Genomic DNA, 25,303 nt, shown 5'->3' with positions numbered 1-25,303 from the left:
GGCACGAGGTTTTCGATGAAATTCCGCCGTATTGCGTTGCTTGCATGTTCGATGGCGACGCTGGTTGCCGGTCCCGCGATTGCTGTGGATGGTGGCGATGCCGAGGCGCGGCGGCGCGTGGTGGTGCTGACCGATATCGGCAACGAACCTGATGATTCTGAATCGTTTGTGCGGTTCCTGCTCTATTCCAACACGTTTGATATCGAAGGTATCGTTGCCACGACCAGCACCTGGCAACGCACGAAGAACCAGCCTGATCTGTTGCGCGAACGGGTGGCGGCCTATGCCAAGGTGCTGCCCAATTTGCGCCAACATGCCGATGGCTATCCCGATCCTGCCAAGCTACTGGACGCGATCAGCGTCGGCGCATCGTGCTATGGCATGGCTTGCGTGGGCGATGGTCGCGACACCGATGGATCGGGGCGGATCATCGCTGCGGTGGACAAGGACGACAAGCGTCCGATCTATCTGTCGGTCTGGGGCGGGGCGATCGATCTGGCGCAGGCGCTGTGGACCGTGCGCAAGACCCGCACCCCTGAACAGGTGGCGGCTTTCACATCGCGCCTGCGAGTCTATTCGATTTCGGATCAGGACGATGCCGGGCCTTGGGCGCGGCGCAACTTCCCGGATTTGCAATGGGTGGTCAGCGTGCATGGCTGGGGCCAGTATGGGCAAGCGGCATGGACCGGCATTTCGGCAGACCTGTTTGCCAAGGACAAATGGCCGGGCGGTGACATGGTCACCAACGCATGGCTGGAACAGAACGTGCGCAAGGGCCCGCTGGGGCAGGCCTATCCGCCGCACATGTTTATCATGGAAGGCGATACGCCCGCGTTCCTTGGCACGATTCCGAACGGGTTGAATTTCCCCGACCGCCCGGATTGGGGCGGATGGGGCGGCCGCTATACTCCGGTTTACGAAGGTGCGGCGCATTATGGCGATGCGCCGGACACCTTTACCGACGCAACCGGGCGCACGTGGCGGACCAATCAGGCCACGATCTTTCGCTGGCGCGAGGCGTTCCAGAGCGATTTTGCCGCGCGTATCAACTGGACGCTGACGGCGGATCGCAAGAAGGCCAATCACAATCCGCGCACCATCGTCAACGGCGCTGCCGGGCTGGAGCCTGTCACGGTTGAAGGCATTGCGGGGGCGGCGCTGACAATTTCGGCCAAGGGCACCACGGACCCAGATGGTAATGCGCTGTCCTATCGCTGGTGGCAATATGCCGAACCAAGCGACGTGCCGGGTAATCCTTCGCCCAAGTTGGCGATTGCGAATGACGAAAGCGCCGACTGCACGGTGGCTTTGCCCGCGGTAAAGGCAGAGCGGACGCTGCACCTGATCCTTGAGGTAAAGGACGATGGTGCGCCCGCGCTAACGTCTTATCGCCGGGTTATGATCCGGGTAAAACCAGCTGCATAAAACAACAGGCCGGGCCGGCTTCAAGTCGACCCGCCCTGTTGTTTTCCAAGCTGTATATCAGGCGGCGGGGATGGCCCGTTCGCCAGTGATGTTCAGGCCATAGCCTTCCAGTGCCACAAGATTGTGGTGCGAATTGGTCAACAGCACCATGTCATGCACACCAAGATCGGCAAGGATTTGTGCGCCGATGCCATAGCTGCGCAGTTCCATGTCGTGCCCGGACGTGCCGCCCACTTCACGGATAAGCTGTTCGGGATCGGTTGGCATCAGCAGTACGATCACGCCCGCGCCAGCTTCTCCGACCTCGTTCATGGCCCGTTGCAGGATGCGCTTGCGCGGGCCGGGCTGGCCCAGCACATCGGACAGCACCGAAATGGAGTGCATACGCACCAGCGTCGGTTCGCCTGGAACAACAGCGCCCTTTTGCAGGACAAGGTGGGCGGAACCGTCGATCTTGTTGCGATAGGTCTTGATCGTCCACTCGCCGCCGTAATCGGTGTGGAATGGTGCCTGATTGACGCATTCGACCAGATGGTCATTGCGGCGACGGTATTCGATGAGGTCGCGGATCGTGCCGATCTTCAGACCGTGCTTGCGCGCAAATGGGATCAGGTCGTCAAGGCGCGCCATTGTGCCGTCGTCGTTCATCACTTCGCAGATCACGCCCGAAGGGTTCAGACCGGCAAGGCGGGGAAGATCGATAGCAGCTTCGGTATGGCCCGCCCGCACCAGCACGCCGCCATCGCGCGCGATCAGCGGGAAGACATGGCCGGGGGTGACGATATCGTCGCGGGTCTTGGTAGCGTCCACCGCAACGGCAACGGTGCGGGCGCGGTCTGCTGCTGAAATGCCGGTGTCCACGCCTTCGCGCGCTTCGATGGATACGGTAAAGGCGGTGCCGTGGCGTGTGCCGTTGTTGCGGCTCATCAGTTCAAGGCCAAGCTGGTTGCAGCGGTCGGCGGTCAGGCACAGGCAAATCAGCCCGCGTCCATGGGTGGCCATGAAGTTGATCGATTCAGGCGTGGCCATCTGCGCGGGGATCAGCAGGTCGCCTTCGTTTTCGCGGTCTTCGTCGTCTACAAGAATGACCATGCGGCCATTGCGCACTTCTGCGATAATTTCTTCGACGGTTGCGAGCGCGAAATCATCGTCTTCGCTGTCGTCCATCGCCCGTTCAAGCTTGGTAAGGGTGTCGACCGTGGGATTCCAGTCGGGCAAAAGTGCATCGCGCAAGGTGTTGGGATGCAATCCGGCTGCGCGGGCAAGGGCTGCCCGTGAAATGACCCGATCTTCGATGAGCTTGCGCGCACGCGCTACAATGTCCTGTGCCATGACACATTGTGTCGCACATTGGTGTGGCGACAGTCAAGTTAGATCACATTGTAGTGTTTGTTTGTGGGGTTCGGTGTCACACCCCACCGTTGCAGGGTCAATTTGCCACTGTAATCACAAACTTGGCATAACGTGTCAGTGTAGGCGTTCCGTTGTCGGTGCCTTCGGCTACGATCTGGATCGTATCGCCGGGGCGGGCCGATGTGGGAATCACCAGGCTGATGCTGCTGCCCGATTCTTGTGAAAGCGTGAGCGTTCCTTCGAACGTCCCGGCCTTTGCCCAATGCCACCAGCGCATTGCTACGGCGTTGTCGTCCGGGTCGCTGGTGCTGACCGCAAGCCGGATAGTCTCACCCGGCTTGGCCGAAATAAGCTTTGCTCCCTGTGCCCGCACCACCGGCGGATGGTTTGCCTTAGCGCGATCCGGGGTGGTTGCCCAGACGAAGCGCGCGGCAAAGTCACGTTGTGCAGCGGCAAGGAAAGGGTGATCTTCCTTGGTTGTATTGCGGTTCGGATTGTCCACGGCCTTCAACGCATCGGCGGGAATGGCGAACATGGTTGCGCCGGTCATGCGCGGGCCGCGGCGTAGATAGCCACCCCATCCGCCAAAGCTGTCATCACGATAGCCATCCAGCCCGTTGTCGATCAGGTTGACGAACGTGCCGGTGTCGCCCTCGCCAAGGAATGATCCCTTTTCGTGCACTGGTGTCCACACCACATAACCTTCGGCCCGAAGCTGAGCTGCGGTCTTCCCAGCGATCCAGAAATAGTCGAACTTGTCGCCCTGCACCATCTGTCGCCCATCGCCCCACACGCGATAGAAAGCACCAAGTGGGCCGCGCTGGGACACGTTGGCCTGCGTCCATTCCTTGGTGAAATACTGTGCATCCGCCAGCGATGCGGTATATTCGACATTGTAACCGAACGGTACCGAACCTTGCTGTTCACGATAACGGATGTCCGGCCAGTTGGGCTTGATATACTTTTCGTAGGTATCGTCCTGATCGCCGGATGGATGGATCACCGCCTTGCGCACGACCTTGGCGCGGATGCGGTCCCAGTCGGTGGTGCTTTTGTACTGCTCCTCGATTGATTTCAGCGCGCGGGCAATGGTGCTTTGCCCGCCCCATGCGTGCAGGTAGATCGGGGTTTCTTCGGCATCCAGCAGCAGCGATTTAATCAGGTTTGATCCGTCGGTGTCGCGCTCCATCTCGCCGTCGAATTCGACATTGCCCCAGCGGATTTTTGATCGAAGTTCCTGCGGTGAAGGATAGCCCGCATCATGGATGCGCAAGTTGGGCCACGCCTTTTCATAGGCGTCCACGGCATCATCGATAAAGCGCTCATCCGGTGCCCAGCGCCATGATGTGCAAGGGCACATGTTCAGGCCAAAGCGGTTGTATTCGCGGCCCGGCACGGAAAACTTCGTACCTTTGCCATCGCCCTTCCAATGGAACTGGCTGCTGGCATAGACCAGCCCTTCGGTGCGGTAGTCCGGGCTATACAGCAGATAACGTACTAGTGAGTTGGAATCGTCCAGTTCCGGATCGGCGGTAATCACCACGCGCGGCTTCTGCCCTGTTGGAGTAAGGGCATATCGCGGCAGTTTGGCACTGGCGGCTGTGCTTGCAGACGGGGTGCCGGTTGCGCATCCGCTGTTCAGCAGTGCGGCAGCGCCGGTGAGGCTCGCCATCCATGGCTTTGGCAAGCGCAATTCATTCATAACGCCAACATCCTCTTTCGATTTTCTTATTGAAATATGCAGAGGTAATTTGTGCAGGCCGTCCTGCAGATTTGACCCGGCTGTTATTATACATCAGTGCGAAGCGCCTGGCCTTGTCCGACTTTATGAGGGGGAGGCTAATGCGGAATACGCAGCGGAACAAGGTAAAATACTTCGAATTTTTGTGTTTTATGAAAAAGTGTTTTCAAATGATTTCAGCGTGCAGGGTGTGATGACGAATTGTTGAGCGTTATCGGGCGAAAATCGATCAAAGGGACTGCCCCAAGAGCTTTGATCGTGTTAGTCGATAAGCGACAGTCGCCAGTGGCGGCACAGCATGAGTGAGCAGATGGCGGGTCGGCGCAGCACAAGAAAATCGGAAATCGAAACGCTTGCCGAGATCGAACCGAAAGCGGCTCGACGCGCAAAGCCCGCCGCTGCGCGACAGGGCGCATTGCTGCTGGGTAAAGCGCGCCGCCTGAAGATTCTGGACTGGTTGCAGGAAGAAGGTAGCGCGCGGGTGCGTGATCTGGCCGAAGTCTTCGGCGTCTCGGAAGTAACCGTGCGTCAGGATCTGGAACGGCTCGAGGCTGAAGGCCACATTGTGCGCGAACATGGCGGGGCCTATCTGAAATCGGTGCCGCAGCAGGTGCGCGATCTGGCGTTGCACCACATGATTAACATCGATGCCAAACGTCGCATTGGCGCGGCGGCGGCTGCGCTGGTCAACGATGGCGAAACCATCATCCTCGATTCCGGGTCCACCACCACCGAAATCGCCGCCAACCTTGCTACCAAGGAACACCTGACGGTCATCACCAATGCGCTGAACATCACCTTGATGCTGGGCGCGATGCCCACGTGCACCATCCACATGCCCGGCGGCCAGTTCAAACCGCCCACGCTCTCGCTTTCGGGTGAGCGGTCGGCGGATTACTTCAAGGGCCTGTTCGCGCAAAAACTGTTTCTGGCAACCGCTGCCGTGTCGTTCGACGCGGGGCTTACATATCCGGCGATTGGCGACATTGCGGTGAAGCGTGCGATGATTGAATCGGCCGCGCAGGTCTATCTCGTCGCGGACTCCAGTAAGATCGGTAAAACCTCGTTCTCGTCGCTGGGGGCGATCGATCAGGTTCATACGCTGATAACGGATGATGGCATTTCCGACGAAGACCGCCGCGCATTCGAAGATTTGGGAATTGTCGTTATCGTTGCCTGATTGGGCCCAGATCAGCTAACCTTGGCCCGTGCGATGGCAGTGTGCCATTGCCCGCGCATGGCATCGCGGCGGTCATCGTTCAGTGCAGGCATAAAGCTGCGATCACTACTGATAATCGACGGCGCAATTGGGCGGCCCAATGCATTGGCGGCCATCATCGCCGCGCCGATGGCGCTGAGTTCGGTCTGCGAAGGGCGTTCAACCTTGCGGCCTGAAAGGTCAGCAATCAACTGTACCAGAAAGTCGCTGCGCGCGGCACTGCCATCGACAGAAATAGAGGTTAGCGGCGCGCCAAGGTCGGCTTCAAATGCGGCCACCACGTCGCAAATCTGATGGGCAATGCCTTCCAGCACGGCGCGGGCGATGTGTGCGGGTTTGCTCGACAGGGAAAGGCCGCAGATAACTCCGCGCGCCTTTTCATCCCAGTGCGGCGCGCCCAGCCCGGCCATCGCGGGCAGGAACACCACGCCGTTGCTGTCATCGACCGAAATGGCAAGTTCGGTCAGCGCTTGCGGCCCGGCAAGGCCCAGCATTTCGCTGGCGAATGCGGCAGCATGGCCTGACACGGTGATGTTGCCTTCCAGCGCATGAACCACACCGCCTGCGCCGGTGGCCCATGCAATGGTTTCCGAAAGTCCGTGCGTGGATGGGCGGCGGATGCCAGTGGTACACATCAGCGATGATCCGGTGCCCAGCGTCACTTTGACCATGCCGGGCGCGCTGATGCCGTGGCCGAACATCGATGCGTGGGAATCGCCCATCATGGCATGGATGGGGACGCCATCGGGCAGCCCGGCAAACCCGCCGCGCGTTTCGCCAAAGCGGCTGTCGGAAGGCAGAACCTGTGGCAGAACATCGGCCGAAACGCCGAACAGCGCCAGCAGTTCGGGTGACCATGCCGCGCTATCCAGCGCCAACAATTGCGTGCGCGATGCGTTGCTGGCGTCGGTGGCATGGATTGCGCCGCCGGTCAGGTTCCACAACAGCCAGGAATCGACCGTGCCCGTGCGCAGCTTTCCGGCGTGATGCAGATCCTGCGCGCCGGGGGCATTATCCAGTAGCCAGCGCAGCTTTCCGGCGGAAAACAGCGGGTCCAGCCCCAAACCGGTTGTCCGCTGGATCAGGTCTTCATGGCTTGCTGCGCGCAAGGACGTGCAAAGCTCGCTCGACCGGCGGCATTGCCAAATCACTGCCGGGCCAACCGGCTCGCTGGTCTGCGCATCCCATGCCAGCACGGTTTCGCGCTGATTGGAAATGGCGATGGCGGCAATCTGAATATCGCTTGCTTTGGCCAGTGCAGCGGTAATCGCCGCAGCCGTGCTGGCGCGGATTGCGTCGCCCGATTGTTCAGCCCAGCCGGGTCGTGGATACTGCACGCCCGTTGGCACTGAACCCACCGCCGCCAAGTGGCCATCGAATGTAATCAGCAACGCCTTGGTGTTGGTCGTCCCCTGATCGATAGCAAGAATGGCAGGTGTCGGCATGGTTCAGGTCAGCGGCCCAGCAGTTCGCGCACAGAAGCGGCGATGTTATCGGCAGTCAGGCCGAAGTGTTCCATCAGGAATTCGGCAGACCCGGTGGGCAGGAAGCCGGGAAAGCCCAGAATCTTGATGCGGCAGGGCGTGTGCGTGGCTACCACTTCGGCCACCGCACCACCCAGACCGCCGCGTACGCAACCTTCTTCCACGGTCACGATTGCACCGGTTACCGCAGCGGAAAGGATCGCCTCTTCGTCCAGCGGAGAGATGGACGACATATTTATCACGCGCGCCGCAATGCCTTGTGCAGCCAGCGCCTGTGCGGCCTCGACCGCGCGGCAGACCATGGTGCCGCTGGCGATGATCGCCGCATCGTCCCCTGCATGGAGCGTTTCAGCCTTGCCGATGGTGAAGGTTGCGCCTTCCGGGCGGTCCAGCGCGGGCACGCCCATACGGCTGATGCGGATGAACATCGGTCCTTCATAAGCGGCAGCGGCGCGGATTGCCTGTTCGGTTTCCCACGGGTCTGCGGGCACGATAACCGTAATGTTGCCCATCGTGCGCAGCCATGCCACGTCTTCAATGGAATGGTGCGTCGGGCCAAGTTCGCCATAGGCGACTCCGCTGGAAATGCCGCACAGCTTTACGTTGGTGTTGGAATAGGCAACGTCAGCCTTCACCTGTTCCAGCGATCGCGCGGTTAGGAAACAGGCTGCGCCCGAAACGAACGCCACTTTGCCGCCATTGGCAAGGCCTGCACCCACACCGACCATGTTCTGTTCGGCAATGCCGACATTGATAAGGCGTTCTGGAAACTTGGTGCGGAAACCGCCCAGTTTGCTGGAGCCAACGGAATCGTTGACCACCGCCACGATGCGGTTGTCTTCGGCGGCAAGGCTTTCGAGCGTGGCGACATAGGCGTCGCGGCAATCGAAAAGCTTCGCATTGCTGGAAACAGGGGCGCTCACGCTTCCAGCTCCTTCATGGCCTGGGCAAATTGTTCGGCATTGGGCACGCCATGGTGCCAGCTTGCCTGATCTTCCATGAACGACACGCCCTTGCCCTTTATCGTGTTGGCAATGATGCAAAGTGGCTTATCGCGGGTTTGCGATCCGTCCAGCAGCGGCAGCAGCGCCGCGTGATCGTGCCCGTCCACTTCGGACACATCCCAGCCAAAGGCGCGCCATTTGTCGCCCAGCGGTTCAAGCCCTACGGTATTTTCGGTGCGGGCGCCCTGCTGCAGGCGGTTGCGGTCAACGATCAGCGTCAGGTTGGAAAGCTTGCGGTGGCCTGCGGTCATCGCCGCTTCCCAGTTGCTGCCTTCCTGCAATTCGCCGTCGCCAGTGGCCACGAACACGCGATAGTCGGCCTTGTCGATCTGCCCGGCAATGGCGATGCCCACCGCCACTGGCAACCCGTGGCCCAGCGGGCCTGTGTTGGTTTCAACACCTGGCGTCTTGCTGCGGTTGGGGTGGCCGTTCAAACGGGAAAGCGGCTGCATATAGGTTGAGAGTTCTTCTTCCGGAAAGAAGCCTGCCTTGGCCAGTGTGCTATACAGTGCGCCAGTGCAGTGGCCCTTGCTCAGGATAAAGCGGTCACGCGCCGGATCGGTCGGATTCGCCGGATTATACCGCATGGCGTCGAAATAGAGCGCGGCCAGAACATCGGCGATTGACATGTCGCCGCCGGGGTGTCCCTGACGGGCCTCGAACACCATCCCAAGGCTACGTATGCGCACCTGACGCGCCATTTCGCGCACATGGGCGGCGCGTTCTTCCAGTGTGGAAATGGTGGTCTTGGACGCAACTGGCATCTTTCGGGCCTCTCGTATTGTTGGCCGGGACTAAGCGACGGAACACGAAAGCGCAAGCTATGAACTTACGGAAATTTTCGTTTTAACCTTCGACCTTCATCAATACGCTTGAAACGCTTGTCTCCTTGCCCTAGCGATCAGTCTATCGGGAGTTGCGAAAACAGCGACTTCCATCAAGGGGATGCACAATGGGTTTCGGCTTGGCCGGAAGGGCGCGATTCGCGGTGACAGCTACATTGCTGGTGCTGAACGGTGCGTGCAAGGTTGTGTCGATTGAAGAGGATCGCGCCCTGCGCGAACGGCAAAGCGGCAAGGTTGATGCCGGATCCGTTGTTGCACGGGACTGGCAGTCGCGTTTGCTACCGGAACTTACGAAAAATGCCGTGAATCTTGTTGAAATCTGGCCTGCCATTGCCCGCGATCCGGCGGCCGCGGGCGTAGTGCATGGCCGTCAGGCATCCGAAGGCGCGGACTGGACTTTCGTGGTGAAGGCGCAGGGGCGCGTGGTTTCGGTGGATGGCACGTCGCGTGCGGGCGTGGTCAAGCTGGCCGTGCCGGGCGTCGGTGATGTTGCGATCCAGACTGGACCCGTGCTGGTTTCCACTGCAATCCGCGATTCAATTCCTTCGCTTCGTTTCGATGATTTTCCAGACCAGATGGCTTTTGCCGCCGTTAACAAGGCCTTGAATGCCAAGGCGCTTGAAACGGTGAGCATGAATCGCGCGCTTTTGCAGGTGGGTGCGTCGGTATCGTTCCTTGGCGTGATGCACATGGGTGAACCGGGACAGGCAGCGGTGATCGTGCCCGTAATGCTTGGCGCGGTGGCGCAAGGTGGCTGACATGACGGCGCTGATGCAGGCCCGATCCATCGTCAAAACCTATGGCGCGACGCAGGCGTTGAAAGGCGTCGACTTCGCGGTAGAGGCGGGCAAGGTCAACGTCCTGATCGGTGAGAACGGCGCGGGCAAATCCACGCTGATGCGCATCCTTGCAGGCGTTGAACAGCCGACGCGGGGCGAATTGCTGGTCGATGGTGCGCCGGTGCAATTGCCATCGGTACGCGAAGCGGCGCAGCATGGCATTGGTATGGTGCATCAGGAACTGAATCTGTGCCCCAATCTGTCGGTGGCGGAAAACATCTTTTTGTTGCGTGGGCCGGATGGCGGTAGACTGTTGCTGGACCGCGCTGCCGAACAGGCCGCCGCCGCGAAGTTGCTGCAACGTCTGGGGCAGGATATCGACCCCGCCCGCACCGTCGGGTTGCTAAGCGTTGGTGAGCAGCAGATCGTAGAGATTGCCAAGGCGCTGGCCGAAGATTGCCGTGTGCTGATTTTTGACGAACCGACCTCGGCGCTGAGCGATGCCGAAGTGGACGTGCTGTTCCGCGTGATCGGTGACCTGAAGCGGTCGGGCGTGGGTATCGTCTATATCTCGCACAAGCTGGAAGAACTGCTGCGCGTGGGCGATACCATCACCATCCTGCGGGATGGTGAAGTGGTGGCGCGGGCCGATGCCGATGAAGCCAGCGTGGCGTGGATCGTCGAACATATGCTGGGCAGCACGGGCAAGCTTGAGCGGGCGGACTTTGCCTTTACCGAAGGCCCGGTCGTGCTGTCGGTCGAGGGGGCAACCCTGCCGCGTTCATCGGGCGGCGCCGCGCTCTACGGCGTGGACATGGAATTTGGCGCCGGTGCGGTGGTGGCCATCTATGGCCTGCTGGGATCGGGCCGCACTGAAGCGATGGAAGTGGCCTTTGGCGCGCGCCAGCCCGCATCGGGCGTGGTCCGGCTGAAGGGTGAGGACATTACTGCGCTGTCGATTGCGCAGCGTGTGAAGCGCGGGCTGCTGTTCGTTTCGGAAGACCGCAAGGCGCAGGGCATTTTCGCCAACTTTTCGGTCGGTGCGAATATGGGGCTGAGCGATCTGGCGCGCTTTGCCGCGCGTGGCGTGCTGTCGCCCTTGCGCGAACGCGGCGCGATTGCGGGCATGATTTCGCGCCTTGGTGTAAAGACCGCTTCGGCAGAGGCTTCCATCGGTTCGCTTTCTGGCGGCAACCAGCAAAAGGTGCTGATCGGACGGGCCTTGATGCCCGGCCCTGCCGCGCTGCTGCTGGACGAGCCAAGCCGGGGGATTGACGTGGGTGCGCGCGCCGAAGTGTTTCGCACCATCCGCGCACTGGCGGCAGATGGACTGGCGGTGATTTTCACATCGTCCGACGTACTGGAAGCGCTGGCGATTGCCGACCGGATCATCGTCATGTCCGGCGGGCGCGTGACGCTTAACGTGCTGGCGCGCGATGCCAGCGAACAGATGCTTATCGCTGCTGCAAACGCATCGTCGCAAGCGGCGGTGGCCAAGGTATGAAAACCATGACCCAGACTTCTGAATCCACGCCCACAGGTGGCGGTGCTTCGCCGGTCATCGCGCTGCTGCTGCGCTTTCGCACGGTGCTGGCGCTGCTGGTGGTGACGCTGTTCTTCGCTGCGGTTGCGCCCAACTTCCTGTCAGTCGCCAACTTCCTCATCATGTTCAAACATATCGCCATCGTGGCAATTCTGGCGATTGGCATGACCTTTGTAATCCTGACTGGCGGGATCGACCTTTCGGTCGGCTCCATCGCTGGGCTGGGTGGCATGGTGGCAGGCGCGTTACTGCTGAACGGCGTGGTTCTGGCGCCGCTGGGCGTGGTGATCTACCCCTCGGTCGCCGCGACGATTGGCCTTGTGCTGGTGCTCGGTGCTTTTCTGGGGCTGGTCAACGGGCTGCTGGTCACACGCCTTGGGGTGACGCCGTTCATTGCCACGCTGGGTATGCTTTATGTTGCGCGCGGTGCCGCTCTGCTGATGTCGGACGGCGCGACGTTCGGCAATCTTGTGGGCAGCCTCGATTATGGCAACGAAGGCTTTGGATGGCTGGGTGCAGGCTTGGTGCTGGGCATTCCGGTGCCGGTGTGGCTGTTGATACTGATCGCCGCTGCCGCCGCCTTTGCCGCAGGATCGACCACGTTTGGCCGCCGCGTCTATGCCGTGGGCGGGAATGAGCGCGCGGCGCTGCTGTCGGGCGTGCGGACCGATCGGATCAAGTGCGCGGTCTATGCTATTTCAGGCTGTGCCGCCGCGCTGGTCGGCACGCTGGTGGCATCCGATCTGGTCGCCGCCCATCCCGCGTCGGGCGAGACGTTTGAATTGAGCGCGATTGCAGCGGTGGTGCTGGGCGGGGCATCGCTTTCGGGCGGGCGTGGCACGATTGGCGGCACGATCTTCGGGGCCTGCGTCATCAGCGTTCTGGGCGATGGCATGGTCATGGTTGGGGTCAGCGAGTTCTGGCAGATGGTCATCAAGGGATCAGTCATCGTGGCCGCCGTGGTTCTGGACAGGCTTCAGGAACGGTTCGGGCAGGCGCGCTGAGGTGGCATGAACATGACGAAACTTCACAACATTTCGGGCAAAGTCTGGCTGGCGCTAGCCGCTGTTGTTGCGCTCATCGCCTTCGGGCTGGCGGGGCAGGCAACACGCGGGACATCCAACCTGATCGTCATCATCACCCCCTCGCTGGATAACCCGTTCTTCGGCCAGGAGGCCTTGGGGGCAGAAGCGCGGGCGCGTGAACTGGGGTATGAAACGCTCAAATTCTCGCACGGCGATGATGCCTACAAGCAGAGCGAGCTGATCGACACGGCGATTGCCCGCAATGCCGCTGCCATCATCCTCGACAATGCCGGGGCAGAAGCCAGCGTGGCTTCGGTGCAGAAGGCCAAGAACGCGGGCATTCCCGTATTCCTGATCGATCGTGAGATTTCCGCACGCGGCATTGCGGCGGCGCAGATCGTGTCGAACAACTATCAAGGTGCCATGCTGGGCGCGCAGTCCTTCGCCAAGGCGATGGGCGAGGCGGGTGCCTATGCCGAACTGGTGGGCAAGGAATCCGATACCAACGCTGCCATCCGGTCAAAGGGGTATCACGAGGTGCTGGACCAGTATCCCGGCCTGAAGATGAGCGCCCGGCAGAGCGCGAATTGGAGCCAAAGCGAGGCCTTCACCAAGGTTCAGTCGATCCTTCAGGCCCATCCCGAAGTGCGCGGGATCATCGCCGGGAACGATACGATGGCGATGGGCGCGGTCGCGGCGCTGAAAGGGGCAGGGCGCAGCGATGTTGTCGTGGTTGGTTTTGACGGATCGAACGATGCGCGCGATGCGATTGCGGCAGGCGCGATGCACGCCACCGTACTGCAACCGGCGTTCCGGCAGGCGCAATACGCCGTGGAACTGGCCGATCGCCTGATGAAAAGCGGCAAGACCGGGCAGAGCGAAAAGCAGCTTATGGATTGCATCCTGATCACCCGGCAGGAAGCGCCGCGTCTGAACAATTTCGCCCTGCAAAGTGCAGCGCGCTGAACATCCTATTGAACACGAACGAGGAACTTCGATGAGCAAGCTGACCTTCGGCGCAGGCATCTGGCACTTTGCGACATATGTGGATCGTTACGCCACCGATGGCTATGGCGCACCCAAGTCCTTGATTGAGATGATTGATCTGGCGGGGCAGGTGCGTGACCTGTCGGTGGTTGATATCAACTTTCCGTGGAGCGCCGATGTTTCGGTTGAACAGGTCGAAGCCGCGCTGGCGCGCAATAACCTGTCGGTTATCGGCATCACGCCCGAAATCTATAACCGCGAATTTTCCAAGGGCGCGTTCACCAATCCCGATGCGGGCGTGCGCCGTCGTGCCAATGAAGTGTGCAATCAGGCCGCCGATCTCGTCCGTCGCTTTGGCGCCAGCTATGTCAAGCTGTGGCCGGGGCAGGACGGGTGGGACTATCCCTTTCAGGTGGATCATCGCAAGCTGTGGCAGATGTCGGTCGAAGGCATTGCCGAACTCGCCAGCCAGAATCCCGATCTGAAATTCGTGATCGAATACAAGCCACGCGAACCGCGTGTACATATGAGCTATTGCTCGATGGCTCGCACGCTGTTGGGGATCGAGAAGATGGGTGTGCCTAACGTGGGCGTGCTGCTCGATTTCGGTCACGCGCTTTACGGCGGAGAATCGCCTGCGGATTCGGCCCAGCTTGCCATCGATCATGGCCGCCTGTTTGGCATGGACGTGAACGACAACATGCGGTCATGGGATGACGATCTGGTGGCGGGCACGGTCCACCCCATCGAACTGTTCGAATTTTTCTACACCCTGCGCAAGAACAATTGGGATGGCGTGTGGCAGCTTGACCAGTTCCCGTTCCGCGAAGATTGCGTGGAAGCGGCCAACGTAGCGATCGACTTCCTCAAGCGTATCGACCGCGCGCTTGACCGGCTCGACTTTGCGGAAATGCAGGCCGCGCAGGACCGGCAAGATGCGATGGCGGCGCAGAAGCTGGCACGCGATGCACTGTTTGGTGAAATTTGATCGGTCGCTGATAGACAATCAACTGTGCTGGCGGTTTCCGGCGTCGTTCGCGTTCCTTGCCGGGAACCGCTGGAAACTGCCTCGACGGGCAAGCCAGTCATGTCCGTCCGCAGGCATTTGATCCCGATCATGGCTGAATCATCCTGATCCTGCTAACGCCCCTGATGGTCTTGGTGCCTTTCGGGAAAATGCAGTGACGTCTGAACTCATTGATGATGCAATTCCTCATGCCGATCCGATCGCGATCTTCGAATCGTGGTTCGCTCTGGCTCAGGAAAGCGAGCCGAACGATCCCAATGCGATGGCGCTGGCCACTGCTACGCCCGAAGGTTTGCCATCGGTGCGGATGGTGCTTTTGAAAGGGCATGGGCCTGAAGGCTTTGTATTCTATACTAATTTTGAAAGCCGAAAGGGCGCTGAGCTGGCGGCAAATCGCCATGTCGCGTTGCTGTTCCACTGGAAATCGCTGCGGCGCCAAATCCGTATCGAAGGCTCGATTGCTGAGGTCAGTACAGCAGCAGCCGATGCCTATTTTGCCAGTCGGCATCCTTTGTCGCGCCTTGGCTCTGCCGCATCGGACCAGTCTCGTCCATTGCCATCACGGCAGGTCTATCTTGATCGGGTGGATGCTTTGCAGGCGCAGTATCCCGACGGGGATGTGCCGCGCCCGGCGCATTGGTCGGGCTATCGCGTCAGCCCGAAGGCAATTGAATTCTGGCAGGACCGCGATCATCGCCTGCACGAACGCCGCCGCTTCATTGCCGATGGCGCAGGCGGCTGGACCAGCAGCCTGCTCTACCCCTAAAAGGTGCGCATGGACAAAACAGCCGCCGACCTTAACCGCCGTGCCGCCATGGCCAGCATTGCCGTAGCCGCGCTGCTGGCAGCGATGAAGGTGTGGGCCGTCCTTTCCACCGGCTCTGCCGCAATGCTGGGCAGCCTTGCCGATACCGCGCTCGACTTTGTTGCCAGCCTTGCCACGCTGCTGGGCGTATGGGTGGCGGCGATGCCGGACGATCAGAACCACCGTTTCGGCCATGGCAAGGCCGAGGCGCTGGCGGCAATGTTTCAGGTGGTGCTGATCTCGATCTCTGCCATCGGTCTTGCCTTTCGCGCTGTGCAGCAGTTTCTGGGGCAGGGTCAGGTGACCGAAGCCGGATCGGGCGTTATTGTTTCGGCCATCGCAATGGGCGCGACGCTGGCGTTGCTGGCCTACCAGCGGCACGTCATTCGCCAGACCCGCAGCCTGGCGATCAGCACCGACAATGTGCATTACAAATCGGATCTTTTCCTGAACCTTGCGGTGATCGCCGCACTGTTGCTGGATGTTTATGCCGGGGTGCGCGGGGCGGACGCGGTGTTTGCCTTTGGCATCGCTCTGTGGCTGGCATGGGGTGCGTGGGGCGCATCGCAGGAAGCAGTGGACCAGCTCATGGACCATGAATGGCCGCTGGAAAAGCGCGAGCGGTTCCTGACCGTGGTGTCCCAGCATCCTGAACTGAAAGGCCTGCACGATCTGCGCACCCGCACCAGCGGCAACCGCGATTTCGTGCAGTTCCACGTCTGGGTTGATGGTCGGATGACCGTGACTGAAGCCCATCGCGTGATGGACGAGATTGAAGACAAGCTGATGGCGGAATTTCCGGGCGTCGAAATCCTTATTCATCCCGATCCCGAAGGACTTGTCGACGAAGGCAAGATGGGCGCTGAAAACCTGCTGGTCCCCGGTCTGGATGGCACCAGCCCCGCCATTCTTGCGCAAGGAGCACCCACGCTGTGAGCGATTCCAAGGTTCCCTATTTCCATATCGACGCTTTCACCAACCGCCCGCTTGCCGGAAATCAGGCGGCGGTGATGCTGCTGGAAGCGTGGCCCGATGATGCCACGTTGGCTGCGATCGGTGCCGAGAACATGTTTGCCGAAACCGCGTTTCTGGTGCCCGACCATACTGGCGCTGCCGATTTCGAGCTGCGCTGGTTCACCCCTGCTGTCGAAGTCGCGATGTGCGGCCATGCCACGCTGGCGTCGGGCCATGTCGTGCTGCTGCAAGACCCGATGCGCGGGCGGGTGACGTTCCGCACGCGCAAGGCAGGCATTCTGGAAGTTGCGCGTGATGCGGATGGCTATGTGCTGTCATTGCCTGCAGTTTTGACGACACCCAGATCGTTCGACGCCGCCGTGCCATTGATGGGCGCGCCTGTGCCGGTAGAAGTGTGGCAAGCGCCAGGATACAACCTGTTTGTCTATGCGTCGGCGGCTGATGTGCTGGCCTTGGCACCTGATTTCAAGGCACTGGCAGCTTTAGGTGAGGATCAGTTCATCGCTACCGCGCTGGGCGCAGGGCATCCATCGGCCGCAGATGTGGTTAGCCGGGTGTTTGTGCCTGGTGGCGGTATCGACGAAGATGCTGCGACGGGGTCCGCTCACGCGGCCCTGACGCCGTTGTGGGCTGAAAAGTTGGGACAGGTGCGTTTTGCCGGACATCAGGCTTCGGCGCGGGGGGCAGATTTTGCCTGCCGTCTGGAAGGTGATCGCGTGCTGCTGGGCGGTGGGTGTGTGACCGTGGCTGAAGGGCTGTTCCGGCTGCCTTGACCGTCACGATCAACGGTAAAGCGCGACGATATCGGCCAGCCGGTCTACGACTAACGCCCGCTGGTCGTCCTGCGTCTTGCCAAGGCGAACGACGGTCAGCCCACTGCTGGGACTGACCAGCACATATTGCCCCAGATGGCCAACACAGGCGAACAAATCCTTGGGACCACGATCAGGGAACAGCGTCGGTTCCCCGTTAGTTGCCCTGCGGTTGAGCCAGATCTGCGCGCCGTACTGCGCCTCACGCGGGGAAGGCGTGACCATGAAGTCAATCCATTGGCGCGGCATGATTTGTGCGCCTTTGACCGATCCCTTGTGGCGCAGGAATTCGCCAAACCGCGCCCAGTCGCGCGCCGTGCCGTGAATCAACGATCCGCCGATCAGCGTCCCTGCCCTGTCGAATTCGGGCAGCATGGATTTCATCCCGGCAGGCTCGAACAGACGAGTGCGCAAGTATTCTGCCACGGCGCGCCGGCGGCTTTCAGGATCCGGCGCGGGCGAAAGGACACGGGCGGCAAGATCGGCCAGAATCACGCTGCTGGCGGTGGAATATTCGAACTTGCGTCCCGGCTCTGATTCCAGAGGCTGATTTTCAGCATAGGCGGCCATATCGTCGCGGCCATCAAGGAACAGCATTCGCACTTCGTCTGATTCGTATATCGGGTCGATGGCTTCGGCATGGCGCAGGCCGGACCGCATCTGCAGGATCTGGCGCAGGGTGATTTCACCACGCGGATCGCCTGTACGCTGCCATGCGGGCACAGGCGCGGTTTCGTCCAGCCGCAGGCGGCCATCGGACACCAGCATTCCGATCATCACGCTGGTCACAGTCTTGGCCATCGACCAACTGACGAAGCGCGTATTTTCGTGATAGCCGGGAGCATAGCGTTCGGCGACGATCCGTCCGCCTTTCATCACCACCACCGCGCGGGTTTCTCCAGCATCGTCGGCGAACAGCGAATCGACCGCACGGGCCAGCGCTTCACGGTCAGTCCCCGGTGCCTTGACGACGGCCTTGATCGCTTCTGCCTTGACGGGCGGCGGCGCATCGGGCGCATTCTTCCCCTGCGAACATCCGGCCAACGCTGGCAGGAGCGCAAGTGTCAGGATAAGAGGGAGCGAACGACGGGCCATCTGGCCAATCCTTTCGACCAGAATGCGTATCAATGGCAACCGGCAACCACAGTTCCCCCACAGGTCCATCCCCGGCAGAACGGTCCCAACCGGGTGCATCTTTGACAATTGCGCCACGCAAGCGCCGCTGGGGCTGGCTGGTGTTGGTAATTGTGGTGTTGATCGGTGCAGGTGTGGCGTGCTGGACGTCAATTCGCGGATATGCGCTGACCGGAGCGAGTTATGGTGCGCGAGTCGCCTGTTCCTGCCGTTATGCCGGAGGACGCGATCTCTCTGATTGCCGCAAGGATTTCGAACCTGGCATGACGCTGGTCAGCCTGAGCGAGGACAACGCGACCAAAAGCGTTACTGCCCGGTTTGCGATGATGTTTGCCCAGACAGCCACTTACAAGGAAGGTCAGGGCTGCATGTTGCAGCCTTGGGCGGAATAGCCCTTCAAGCCTCTGCAAGATGTGCGGCGCAGGTGGAATCGATCCATCCTCCGCCGATAACTCTTTCACCGGCATAGATGACGGCGGCCTGCCCCGGTGCCACGCCATATTCGGGCTGATGGAAACGGATGGTAGCGCTATGGCTGCCCCCCAGCATGCCTTCCAGCGTGATGGGCACCGGCTTTGCCAATGAACGGACCTTTGCAGTCAACGGTGCGTCAGGAACTGGGCCGATGCGATTCGTTTCGATAATCGTCGCGCTGGTCACGGCCAGCAACGCGCGCGGGCCAACCATGACGCGGCGGTTTGGTGCATCCAGCGCGATCACGTACAGCGGTTCGGGCTGTCCGCCGATCTCCAGCCCGCGCCGCTGGCCTACGGTATAGTGAATGATCCCGCGATGGGTACCCAGCACTTCGCCGCTGGCAGCGTGGACGATTTCGCCCGGAGCATCGCCTTCGGGCCGGACCGCGCGCACCACCTTTGCATAATCGCCATCGGGCACGAAGCAGATATCCTGGCTATCGGGCTTGGCTGCCACAGCAAGGCCGAGTTCGGCGGCGATGCGCCGGGTTTCGGTCTTGGGCAGGCCGCCCAGCGGAAAGCGCAGGAAGCCAAGCTGATCTTCGGTCGTGCCATAAAGGAAATAGGACTGGTCGCGCGCCGGATCTATCGCCCGGTGCAACTCTGCTCCGGCAGCGCCGTTGACGCGCTGCACGTAATGGCCGGTTGCGAGGCAATCTGCGCCCAGTTCGCGGGCCATGGCCAGCAGATCGGTGAATTTTGGACCCATGTTGCACCGAACGCAGGGGATGGGGGTGCGTCCGGCAAGGTAATCGTCGGCGAATCGTTCAACCACCTCTTCGCGGAAGCTCGATTCGTGGTCGAAAACGTAATGGGCAATGCCGAGGCGATCCGCCACGGCGCGAGCATCACGGATATCATCACCCGCACAGCAGGCACCCTTGCGCCCGGTGGCCGCGCCATAATCATAAAGTTGCAGCGTAACGCCAATCACTTCAGCCCCGCTGGCGGCAGCAATTCCGGCCACCACAGAACTGTCCACGCCGCCCGACATCGCCACGACGATCCGCCGCGCAGACAAGGGGGGGGCAAGATCGAACAGCGATTCAAGATCGGGAAGGGCTGAAATAGCGGGCATTTCACGCCCATAGGCGCATTCGGTGCGCAGGCAAAGACGTGTGTCCAGCCTTGCTGTTCTCCAAGTTACATTCCGGCTGAGAACGCGCAGGGACACGCCCGAAAATGTAAAATGAACAAAAGTTAAACGGCTCCTTTACCGGACCTTAGCTGTCTTCCTCCTAGGACGGTGGGGATGGACATGAGCTTCAACGATCCTGGCGCTTTCGCCCCGGCTGACACCGGCTCCGGTTTACGGCCCTTGATGTGGCATGACCTGTGCGCGCGGATTGCCGCCGCACAAGATCTGCGGCGCGCGTTCGATTTCGGACAGGCGCAAGGCGATGTGGTGTCGCCCGGCAGCTTTCACGGCATGGCTGCCCGTATCATTGCGTCCGGCTTTTCGGGCGTCTCGGCGCACGGAGGCATGGATGAAGTCCTTGTTAACCCTACCTCTTCAGCGAATGGCAAAGGCCTATTGGGCACACGGGGTTTCACCAATGGCCGCTCTGTGGCCGAGCCGCGCTGAAGTACGAGACTGACATGATCGAGAACCAGAAAATCCGTCCGGCGCAAGTAATCGGTCCCCTTGGGGAGCCGCTCACGCTGGACAATCTGCCTCCCCCTGAAACCACGCGCTGGGTTGTTCGGCGCAAGGCCGAAGTGGTGGCTGCGGTTAACGGCGGGCTGCTAACGATTGACGAGGTGTGCGAGCGTTACAATCTGACGCTTGAGGAATTCGCTTCGTGGCAGCGTGCGGTCGACCGCTCCGGCATGCAGGGCCTACGTGTGACGCGCATCCAGCACTATCGCGATCTTTATGAGCGTCAGCTTAAATACTGAACGTTCAGAATAACGAGCTCCATCCGCGGCGGCCGTCTCCTTCGGGAGGCGGCCGTTGTTCTTTGTTTGCGCCAGAATCGATACAAAAAGTTACAGGTGCGGGAAAGACACGTTCCCGCTTTGCCCTTAAGTCTCATGTCGAGACGGAATTGCACCCTGGCAAAAGAGGTTCTATTGCGACGCATTGACCAGGCAAGGCGGCGGGCCGCAATGCTTGCGGCTGGTGCATTATCAATATAACACACCTGATCGAAGCAGATCTGCAATCTGCTTTCGAACCGGACCGGGGTGGCGGCAGTGAACGGCGGCAGTAAAAAAGCATGAATTACGAAACGACCATCGAGGCCACTGGCGCCAGCGAACTGGCCAGTATGACCGACGGGGAGGCGCGGCCTGTGCGCAGGAACTGGATCATTGGCGCTGTCATTGTCGCTGTGCTTCTGCTTGCGTGGTATTTCATGCACGGGTCAGGTACTGCCGTGGATGAAGGTGGGGCCAGGACCCAGGATCAGGTGGTTACCGTGGTCGTGCCCGGCAAAACCACAATTTCAGGCACGATTACGGCCAGCGGAACGATTGCCGCACGTCGCGAAATGCCGGTTGGTGTTGCGGGCGAAGGTGGGCAGGTGGTGCAGGTGCTGGTCGATGCCGGTGACTGGGTACGCGCAGGGCAAGTGCTCGCGGTGATCGACCGGTCGGTTCAGGGCATGCAGATTTCCAGCCAGGCCGCCAATGTCGAAGTGGCCGCTGCCGATGCGCGGCTGGCGCAATCCAACCTTGATCGCGCGCTGAAACTGGTGGAGCGCGGCTTCATCTCCAAGGCCGATGTGGACCGGCTGACCGCCACCCGCGATGCGGCCGTGGCGCGGGTTCAGGTGGCTCGTGCCAGCCTTGGTGAGTTGGGCGCGCGTGCTGCGCGGCTGAACATTGTCGCTCCTGCCGCAGGCCTTGTGCTGACGCGCGCGGTAGAGCCGGGGCAAGTGGTCGGTTCGGGTAGCGGCGTGCTGTTTTCGATGGCACGCGATGGCGAACTTGAAATGCAGGCGCGGCTTTCCGAAGGCGATCTGGGCCGTCTTGCGGTGGGTTCGTCGGCCGACGTAACTCCCGTGGGTTCGGGCAAGACGTTCAGCGGCCAGATCTGGCAGATCTCGCCCACTATCGACCAGCAGACCCGCGAAGGTATCGCGCGTATCGCGCTGACTTACGATCCAGCGCTGCGGCCCGGTGGCTTTGCCAGCGCGACGCTGCGTTCGGGCACGATCACCGCACCGCTGCTGCCCGAATCGGCGATCCTCAGCGATGACAAGGGTGCTTACGTCTTCGTCGTCGGCGATGACAACAAAGCACAGCGCCGCGATGTGAAGACCGGCGAGGTGGGGCAAACCGGCATTTCAGTGGTGCAGGGGCTTTCCGGCAATGAACGTGTGGTGCTGCGCGCAGGCGGGTTCCTCAACCCCGGCGATGTGGTGAAAGCGGTCGTTTCCAAGCCAACGGCCAAGTAGGCGGCGCTGCAATGAATTTTCAGAACATCTCGGCCTGGTGCATTCGCAACCCGGTCGTACCCATCGTCCTGTTCATTGGCCTGACGCTGGCGGGGCTTCTCTCGTTCTGGCAGATGAAGGTTCAGGACAATCCGGACATCGAATTCCCGATCGTGATCGTTTCGATCGCGCAGCCCGGTGCCGCGCCGACCGAAATCGAGAATCAGATTACCCAGCGGGTCGAATCTGCCGTGCGATCAATCGCAGGCGTCGATACGCTGACCTCGACTGCATCTGAAGGCAGCAGCCAGACCCAGGTCCAGTTCAAGATCGGGCAGGACATCAATGCCGCGGTCAACGAGGTCAAGAATCAGGTCGACCAGATCCGCAGCGATCTGCCCGAAGGCATTCTCGAACCACAGGTCTTCAAAGTCGAAACATCGTCGGAACCCATCGCCTATTTCGCAGTGGCTGCCGATGACATGACGCTGGAACAGCTGTCGTGGTATATCGACGATACCGTGGCCAAGCGGTTGCTGGCAGTGCCGGGCATGGCATCGGTCAGCCGTTCGGGCGGTGTTAGCCGGGAAATCGCAGTCACGCTTGATCCGATGCGCATGAACGCGCTGGGGGTTACCGCCAGCCAGGTGAACACCGCCCTGCGGCAGGTTAACCTGAACGCGGCCGGCGGGCGCACCGAAGTTGCGGGATCACGCCAGTCTGTGCGCGTACTGGGCAATGCCCGATCGGCCTATGATCTTTCGCAGACCGAAATATCCATTTCAGGCAACCGTACCGTGCGGCTGGCGCAAGTGGCCGATGTGCGTGACAGTTACAGCGAAATCACCTCGATCGCCAAGTTCAACGGCAAGCCGGTGGTCACTTTCGCCATATCCCGCGCGCGCGGGGAATCCGACGTGTCGGTTTATGATGGCGCGATGGAGGAGATGCGCAAGCTTGAAGCTGAACAAAGCGGCAAGATCCAGTTCAAGATCCTGTTCACTTCGGTCACTTACACCAAGGACCAGTACCGTTCCTCGATGAATGCGATGGTCGAAGGCGCCGTGCTGGCGGTGATCGTGGTGTTCTTCTTCCTGCGTGACTGGCGCGCCACCATCGTGTCGGCCATTGCCATTCCGCTGTCATCGATCCCCACGTTCTGGGTGCTCGATCTGATGGGCTTCACGCTTAACCAGATGTCGCTTCTGGCGCTTGGTCTGGTCGCGGGCGTGCTGGTGGACGATGCCATCGTCGAAATCGAAAATATCGTGCGTCACATGCGCATGGGAAAAAGCGCTTATCAGGCTTCCATTGACGCGGCAGATGAAATCGGCCTCGCCGTGGTGGCAACCACCTTTTCCATCGTAGCGGTGTTCTTCCCCGTTGCGCTGATGCCCGGCGTTTCGGGCCAGTTCTTCAAGAACTTTGGTCTGACCGTGGTGATTGCGGTGCTGTTTTCGCTGCTGGTTGCGCGCATGATAACGCCGATGGTCGCAGCCTATTTCCTGAAAGCGCATGGCGAAGCCGAACATGGCGGCGGTCCGATGATGGACCGCTACATGAAAGTGCTGGAATGGTCGCTCGATACCTCGAAGGCGATTGCCTATCGCGCCAGTTATCCAGCCCGCCGTTTCCGCGCGCGTTTGCGTGACCATCGCGTATGGATGATGGGCATTGGTGTTCTGGCTTTTGGTTTGACCATCTTGCTTGGGTTCACCATTCCGTCTCAGTTCTTCCCTGATACGGACAGCGATTCCAGCCGCATATCGATTGAAATGGTGCCGGGAACGACGCTGCAACAGACCGAGAAAAAGGTTGAGGAAATCGTTGCGTTGGTCAGCCGAGAACAGGAGGTCGAATCCTCGCTGGCATCCGTGCGCGAGGCCAAGGCCAGCATCTTTCTGAACCTGCGCAAGGATCGCGAACGTCCCAGCCTGGATTTCGAACAGGAACTGACCCCGGTTCTTCAGCAGATTCCTGATGCGCGGGTGAACTTCCTGTCAAACGGGCCAAGCGGTCCTGGCGGCGGTTCTGGCCGCCCGATCAGCATTATGCTGGCCGGGTCCGATCCTGACCTTCTGCAGAAAACCGCCCAAACGCTGGTAGAACAGATGAGCGGCCTGCGCCAGGTGGTTGCGCCGCGCATCAGCGCCGATCTGCGCAGGCCTGAAATCATCATCACGCCCCGGCTTGATCTTGCCGCCGACCTGGGGGTGACAACGCAGGCCCTGAGTCAGGTGATCCGTATCGCCACACAAGGCGAAATCGACCAGAACAGCGCCAAATTCTCGCTGTCTGACCGTCAGGTACCGATCCGGGTAAAGATTCCCGAAAATTCACGCCGTGACCTGTCCACTATCGAAAACCTGCCGGTTCCCACTGTATCAGGCGGCTCTGTGCCGCTGGCGCGGGTGGCCGCGATTACCTTTGGCTCCGGACCGACGCAGATTCAGCGCTACAATCAGGCTCGCCGCGTCTTCGTTGGCGCCGATCTTGCCCCCGGTGTGGTCAAGGGCGATGCAATGACGGCCATCGGTAAACTGTCGATCATGCAGAATCTGCCGCAGGGCGTTTCGAACACGGCAGCGGGTGAGGACAAGTTCCAGGATGAAATGATGGCCAATTTTGCCGTCGCGCTGGCGTCGGGCATCCTTCTGGTGTTCTCGGTGCTGGTCCTGCTGTACCACCGCTTCATTTCGCCGCTGGTCAACATGGGGTCACTATTCCTCGCGCCGTTGGGTGGTTTGATGGCCGTGGCGATCACGGGGCAGGCGTTGTCCATGCCGGTGTTCATCGGCATTCTCATGCTCTTCGGCATCGTTGCCAAGAACTCGATCCTGCTGATCGACTTCGCGCTTGAAGAAATGGCGGCTGGCAAATCCAAGCTTGAGGCAATTACCGAGGCTGGACACAAGCGCGCGCAGCCCATCATCATGACCACGGTGGCGATGGTGGCCGGCATGGTGCCGACTGCGGCTGCCCTTGGCGGTGATGCGGGCTGGCGCGCACCGATGGGTATCGTGGTGATCGGGGGGCTTACCCTGTCCACACTGCTGACGCTGCTGATCGTGCCTGCCGGTTTCAGTCTGGCCGATGGGCTCGAAAAGCGCATTGGCCCATGGCTGGCGCGCAAGGTGCTGGGTTATGAACCGGGTGACCGTGATGGCGATACGCGGAACGAACTTAGCCTCGGCGCATTCCCGGCGGAGTGAACGCAACGCTTCCAAATATGGCCGGGGTATCTCCCCCGGCCTCCTCCGGTCCTGATGGCAGGCCTGAAGCTGAGGCT

Annotated in this window: 22 protein-coding genes; 15 read left to right on the top strand and 7 right to left on the bottom strand. The window is 60.7% G+C overall.

The genetic code is table 11. The features are described from left to right. The first annotated feature begins 15 nt into the window (after positions 1-15). Positions 16-1,425 carry a DUF1593 domain-containing protein gene (locus tag OVA07_RS04445; protein ID WP_268170266.1) on the top strand — a complete coding sequence of 470 codons (1,410 nt, stop codon included), beginning with the start codon at positions 16-18 and terminating at the stop codon, positions 1,423-1,425. A 57-nt stretch (positions 1,426-1,482) separates the two neighbouring features. Here the strand turns inward: OVA07_RS04445 and ribB are convergent, their stop codons facing one another. Next, a complete protein-coding gene (gene ribB / locus OVA07_RS04440; RefSeq protein WP_268170265.1) occupies positions 1,483-2,757 on the bottom strand; it encodes a 3,4-dihydroxy-2-butanone-4-phosphate synthase in 1,275 nt (424 codons plus the stop codon). A 97-nt stretch (positions 2,758-2,854) separates the two neighbouring features. Continuing rightward, positions 2,855-4,480, bottom strand: a complete 1,626-nt coding sequence (locus OVA07_RS04435; protein WP_268170264.1) for a DUF1593 domain-containing protein — start codon at positions 4,478-4,480, stop codon at positions 2,855-2,857. Between the two features lie 337 nt (positions 4,481-4,817). Here OVA07_RS04435 and OVA07_RS04430 point away from each other — a divergent pair, with 337 nt between their 5' ends. Continuing rightward, a complete protein-coding gene (locus OVA07_RS04430) occupies positions 4,818-5,699 on the top strand; it encodes a DeoR/GlpR family DNA-binding transcription regulator (RefSeq protein WP_268170263.1) in 882 nt (293 codons plus the stop codon). A gap of 11 nt (positions 5,700-5,710) precedes the next feature. Here the strand turns inward: OVA07_RS04430 and OVA07_RS04425 are convergent, their stop codons facing one another. From OVA07_RS04425 to OVA07_RS04415, 3 genes are read right to left on the bottom strand one after another with little or no spacing between them, the layout of a single operon-like run. Further along, positions 5,711-7,183, bottom strand: a complete 1,473-nt coding sequence (locus OVA07_RS04425; RefSeq protein WP_268170262.1) for an FGGY family carbohydrate kinase — start codon at positions 7,181-7,183, stop codon at positions 5,711-5,713. Between the two features lie 8 nt (positions 7,184-7,191). Continuing rightward, positions 7,192-8,145 (bottom strand): transketolase family protein, encoded by a 954-nt coding sequence (locus OVA07_RS04420; RefSeq protein WP_268170261.1) that lies wholly within the window; start codon positions 8,143-8,145, stop codon positions 7,192-7,194. After that, on the bottom strand, positions 8,142-8,990 hold the full coding sequence (locus OVA07_RS04415; RefSeq protein WP_268170260.1) for a transketolase: 849 nt from the start codon (positions 8,988-8,990) through the stop codon (positions 8,142-8,144). The genes OVA07_RS04420 and OVA07_RS04415 overlap by 4 nt, the downstream gene beginning before the upstream one ends. Positions 8,991-9,178: 188 nt before the next feature. Here OVA07_RS04415 and OVA07_RS04410 point away from each other — a divergent pair, with 188 nt between their 5' ends. From OVA07_RS04410 to OVA07_RS04375, 8 genes are all read left to right on the top strand, one after another. After that, positions 9,179-9,829, top strand: coding sequence for a DUF2291 family protein (locus tag OVA07_RS04410; protein WP_268170259.1), 651 nt, complete (start codon positions 9,179-9,181; stop codon positions 9,827-9,829). Position 9,830: 1 nt separating this feature from the next. After that, on the top strand, positions 9,831-11,354 hold the full coding sequence (locus OVA07_RS04405) for a sugar ABC transporter ATP-binding protein (RefSeq protein ID WP_268170258.1): 1,524 nt from the start codon (positions 9,831-9,833) through the stop codon (positions 11,352-11,354). A 5-nt stretch (positions 11,355-11,359) separates the two neighbouring features. After that, on the top strand, positions 11,360-12,397 hold the full coding sequence (locus OVA07_RS04400) for an ABC transporter permease (RefSeq protein ID WP_268170257.1): 1,038 nt from the start codon (positions 11,360-11,362) through the stop codon (positions 12,395-12,397). Positions 12,398-12,409: 12 nt separating this feature from the next. Continuing rightward, the gene (locus tag OVA07_RS04395; RefSeq protein ID WP_268170256.1) at positions 12,410-13,384 is read left to right on the top strand and encodes a D-ribose ABC transporter substrate-binding protein; all 975 of its coding nucleotides are present in this window, start codon (positions 12,410-12,412) and stop codon (positions 13,382-13,384) included. Between the two features lie 31 nt (positions 13,385-13,415). Then, the gene (locus OVA07_RS04390; protein WP_268170255.1) at positions 13,416-14,393 is read left to right on the top strand and encodes a sugar phosphate isomerase/epimerase family protein; all 978 of its coding nucleotides are present in this window, start codon (positions 13,416-13,418) and stop codon (positions 14,391-14,393) included. A 193-nt stretch (positions 14,394-14,586) separates the two neighbouring features. Further along, entirely contained in the window at positions 14,587-15,198 is a 612-nt protein-coding gene (gene pdxH / locus OVA07_RS04385) for a pyridoxamine 5'-phosphate oxidase (protein ID WP_268170254.1), read from the top strand. A gap of 9 nt (positions 15,199-15,207) precedes the next feature. After that, positions 15,208-16,173: a cation diffusion facilitator family transporter gene (locus tag OVA07_RS04380; protein ID WP_268170253.1), complete on the top strand. Its 966-nt coding sequence runs from the start codon at positions 15,208-15,210 to the stop codon at positions 16,171-16,173. After that, on the top strand, positions 16,170-16,985 hold the full coding sequence (locus OVA07_RS04375) for a PhzF family phenazine biosynthesis protein (protein WP_268170252.1): 816 nt from the start codon (positions 16,170-16,172) through the stop codon (positions 16,983-16,985). Before OVA07_RS04380 ends, OVA07_RS04375 begins: the two co-directional genes overlap by 4 nt. A 9-nt stretch (positions 16,986-16,994) precedes the next feature. Here OVA07_RS04375 and OVA07_RS04370 read toward each other — a convergent pair whose 3' ends face one another. After that, positions 16,995-18,119 (bottom strand): serine hydrolase domain-containing protein, encoded by a 1,125-nt coding sequence (locus OVA07_RS04370; RefSeq protein ID WP_268170251.1) that lies wholly within the window; start codon positions 18,117-18,119, stop codon positions 16,995-16,997. 101 nt (positions 18,120-18,220) lie between these two features. On the opposite strand from OVA07_RS04370, the gene OVA07_RS04365 reads away from it, so the two are divergent. Beyond that, positions 18,221-18,550, top strand: coding sequence for a hypothetical protein (locus tag OVA07_RS04365; RefSeq protein WP_268170250.1), 330 nt, complete (start codon positions 18,221-18,223; stop codon positions 18,548-18,550). 4 nt (positions 18,551-18,554) lie between these two features. Here the strand turns inward: OVA07_RS04365 and mnmA are convergent, their stop codons facing one another. Then, positions 18,555-19,712, bottom strand: a complete 1,158-nt coding sequence (gene mnmA, locus OVA07_RS04360) for a tRNA 2-thiouridine(34) synthase MnmA (protein WP_268170249.1) — start codon at positions 19,710-19,712, stop codon at positions 18,555-18,557. Positions 19,713-19,892: 180 nt separating this feature from the next. On the opposite strand from mnmA, the gene OVA07_RS04355 reads away from it, so the two are divergent. The 4 genes from OVA07_RS04355 to OVA07_RS04340 all read left to right on the top strand — a co-directional run bounded on the left by OVA07_RS04355 (position 19,893) and on the right by OVA07_RS04340 (position 25,226). Beyond that, positions 19,893-20,219, top strand: coding sequence for a hypothetical protein (locus tag OVA07_RS04355; RefSeq protein ID WP_268170248.1), 327 nt, complete (start codon positions 19,893-19,895; stop codon positions 20,217-20,219). A 14-nt stretch (positions 20,220-20,233) separates the two neighbouring features. After that, on the top strand, positions 20,234-20,533 hold the full coding sequence (sciP, locus tag OVA07_RS04350) for a CtrA inhibitor SciP (protein ID WP_268170247.1): 300 nt from the start codon (positions 20,234-20,236) through the stop codon (positions 20,531-20,533). Between the two features lie 320 nt (positions 20,534-20,853). Then, positions 20,854-22,035, top strand: coding sequence for an efflux RND transporter periplasmic adaptor subunit (locus OVA07_RS04345; protein ID WP_268170246.1), 1,182 nt, complete (start codon positions 20,854-20,856; stop codon positions 22,033-22,035). Positions 22,036-22,046: 11 nt separating this feature from the next. Next, on the top strand, positions 22,047-25,226 hold the full coding sequence (locus tag OVA07_RS04340) for an efflux RND transporter permease subunit (RefSeq protein ID WP_268170245.1): 3,180 nt from the start codon (positions 22,047-22,049) through the stop codon (positions 25,224-25,226). Positions 25,227-25,303: the final 77 nt, after the last annotated feature.

The sequence above is a fragment of the Novosphingobium sp. SL115 genome, assembly GCF_026672515.1.
Taxonomy (GTDB): domain Bacteria; phylum Pseudomonadota; class Alphaproteobacteria; order Sphingomonadales; family Sphingomonadaceae; genus Novosphingobium.
This window is presented reverse-complemented; position numbering and strand designations above follow the sequence as displayed.

Coding starts and splice junctions, on each gene's coding strand:
- OVA07_RS04370 (WP_268170251.1), bottom strand. CDS start 18,119: ATGGCCCGTCGTTCGCTCCCTCTTATCCTGACACTTGCGCTCCTGCCA.
- OVA07_RS04345 (WP_268170246.1), top strand. CDS start 20,854: ATGAATTACGAAACGACCATCGAGGCCACTGGCGCCAGCGAACTGGCC.
- mnmA (WP_268170249.1), bottom strand. CDS start 19,712: ATGCCCGCTATTTCAGCCCTTCCCGATCTTGAATCGCTGTTCGATCTT.
- OVA07_RS04445 (WP_268170266.1), top strand. CDS start 16: ATGAAATTCCGCCGTATTGCGTTGCTTGCATGTTCGATGGCGACGCTG.
- OVA07_RS04405 (WP_268170258.1), top strand. CDS start 9,831: ATGACGGCGCTGATGCAGGCCCGATCCATCGTCAAAACCTATGGCGCG.
- OVA07_RS04340 (WP_268170245.1), top strand. CDS start 22,047: ATGAATTTTCAGAACATCTCGGCCTGGTGCATTCGCAACCCGGTCGTA.
- OVA07_RS04415 (WP_268170260.1), bottom strand. CDS start 8,990: ATGCCAGTTGCGTCCAAGACCACCATTTCCACACTGGAAGAACGCGCC.
- sciP (WP_268170247.1), top strand. CDS start 20,234: ATGATCGAGAACCAGAAAATCCGTCCGGCGCAAGTAATCGGTCCCCTT.
- OVA07_RS04435 (WP_268170264.1), bottom strand. CDS start 4,480: ATGAATGAATTGCGCTTGCCAAAGCCATGGATGGCGAGCCTCACCGGC.
- OVA07_RS04380 (WP_268170253.1), top strand. CDS start 15,208: ATGGACAAAACAGCCGCCGACCTTAACCGCCGTGCCGCCATGGCCAGC.
- OVA07_RS04395 (WP_268170256.1), top strand. CDS start 12,410: ATGACGAAACTTCACAACATTTCGGGCAAAGTCTGGCTGGCGCTAGCC.
- OVA07_RS04430 (WP_268170263.1), top strand. CDS start 4,818: ATGAGTGAGCAGATGGCGGGTCGGCGCAGCACAAGAAAATCGGAAATC.
- OVA07_RS04390 (WP_268170255.1), top strand. CDS start 13,416: ATGAGCAAGCTGACCTTCGGCGCAGGCATCTGGCACTTTGCGACATAT.
- OVA07_RS04355 (WP_268170248.1), top strand. CDS start 19,893: ATGAGCTTCAACGATCCTGGCGCTTTCGCCCCGGCTGACACCGGCTCC.
- OVA07_RS04425 (WP_268170262.1), bottom strand. CDS start 7,183: ATGCCGACACCTGCCATTCTTGCTATCGATCAGGGGACGACCAACACC.
- OVA07_RS04410 (WP_268170259.1), top strand. CDS start 9,179: ATGGGTTTCGGCTTGGCCGGAAGGGCGCGATTCGCGGTGACAGCTACA.
- ribB (WP_268170265.1), bottom strand. CDS start 2,757: ATGGCACAGGACATTGTAGCGCGTGCGCGCAAGCTCATCGAAGATCGG.
- OVA07_RS04400 (WP_268170257.1), top strand. CDS start 11,360: ATGACCCAGACTTCTGAATCCACGCCCACAGGTGGCGGTGCTTCGCCG.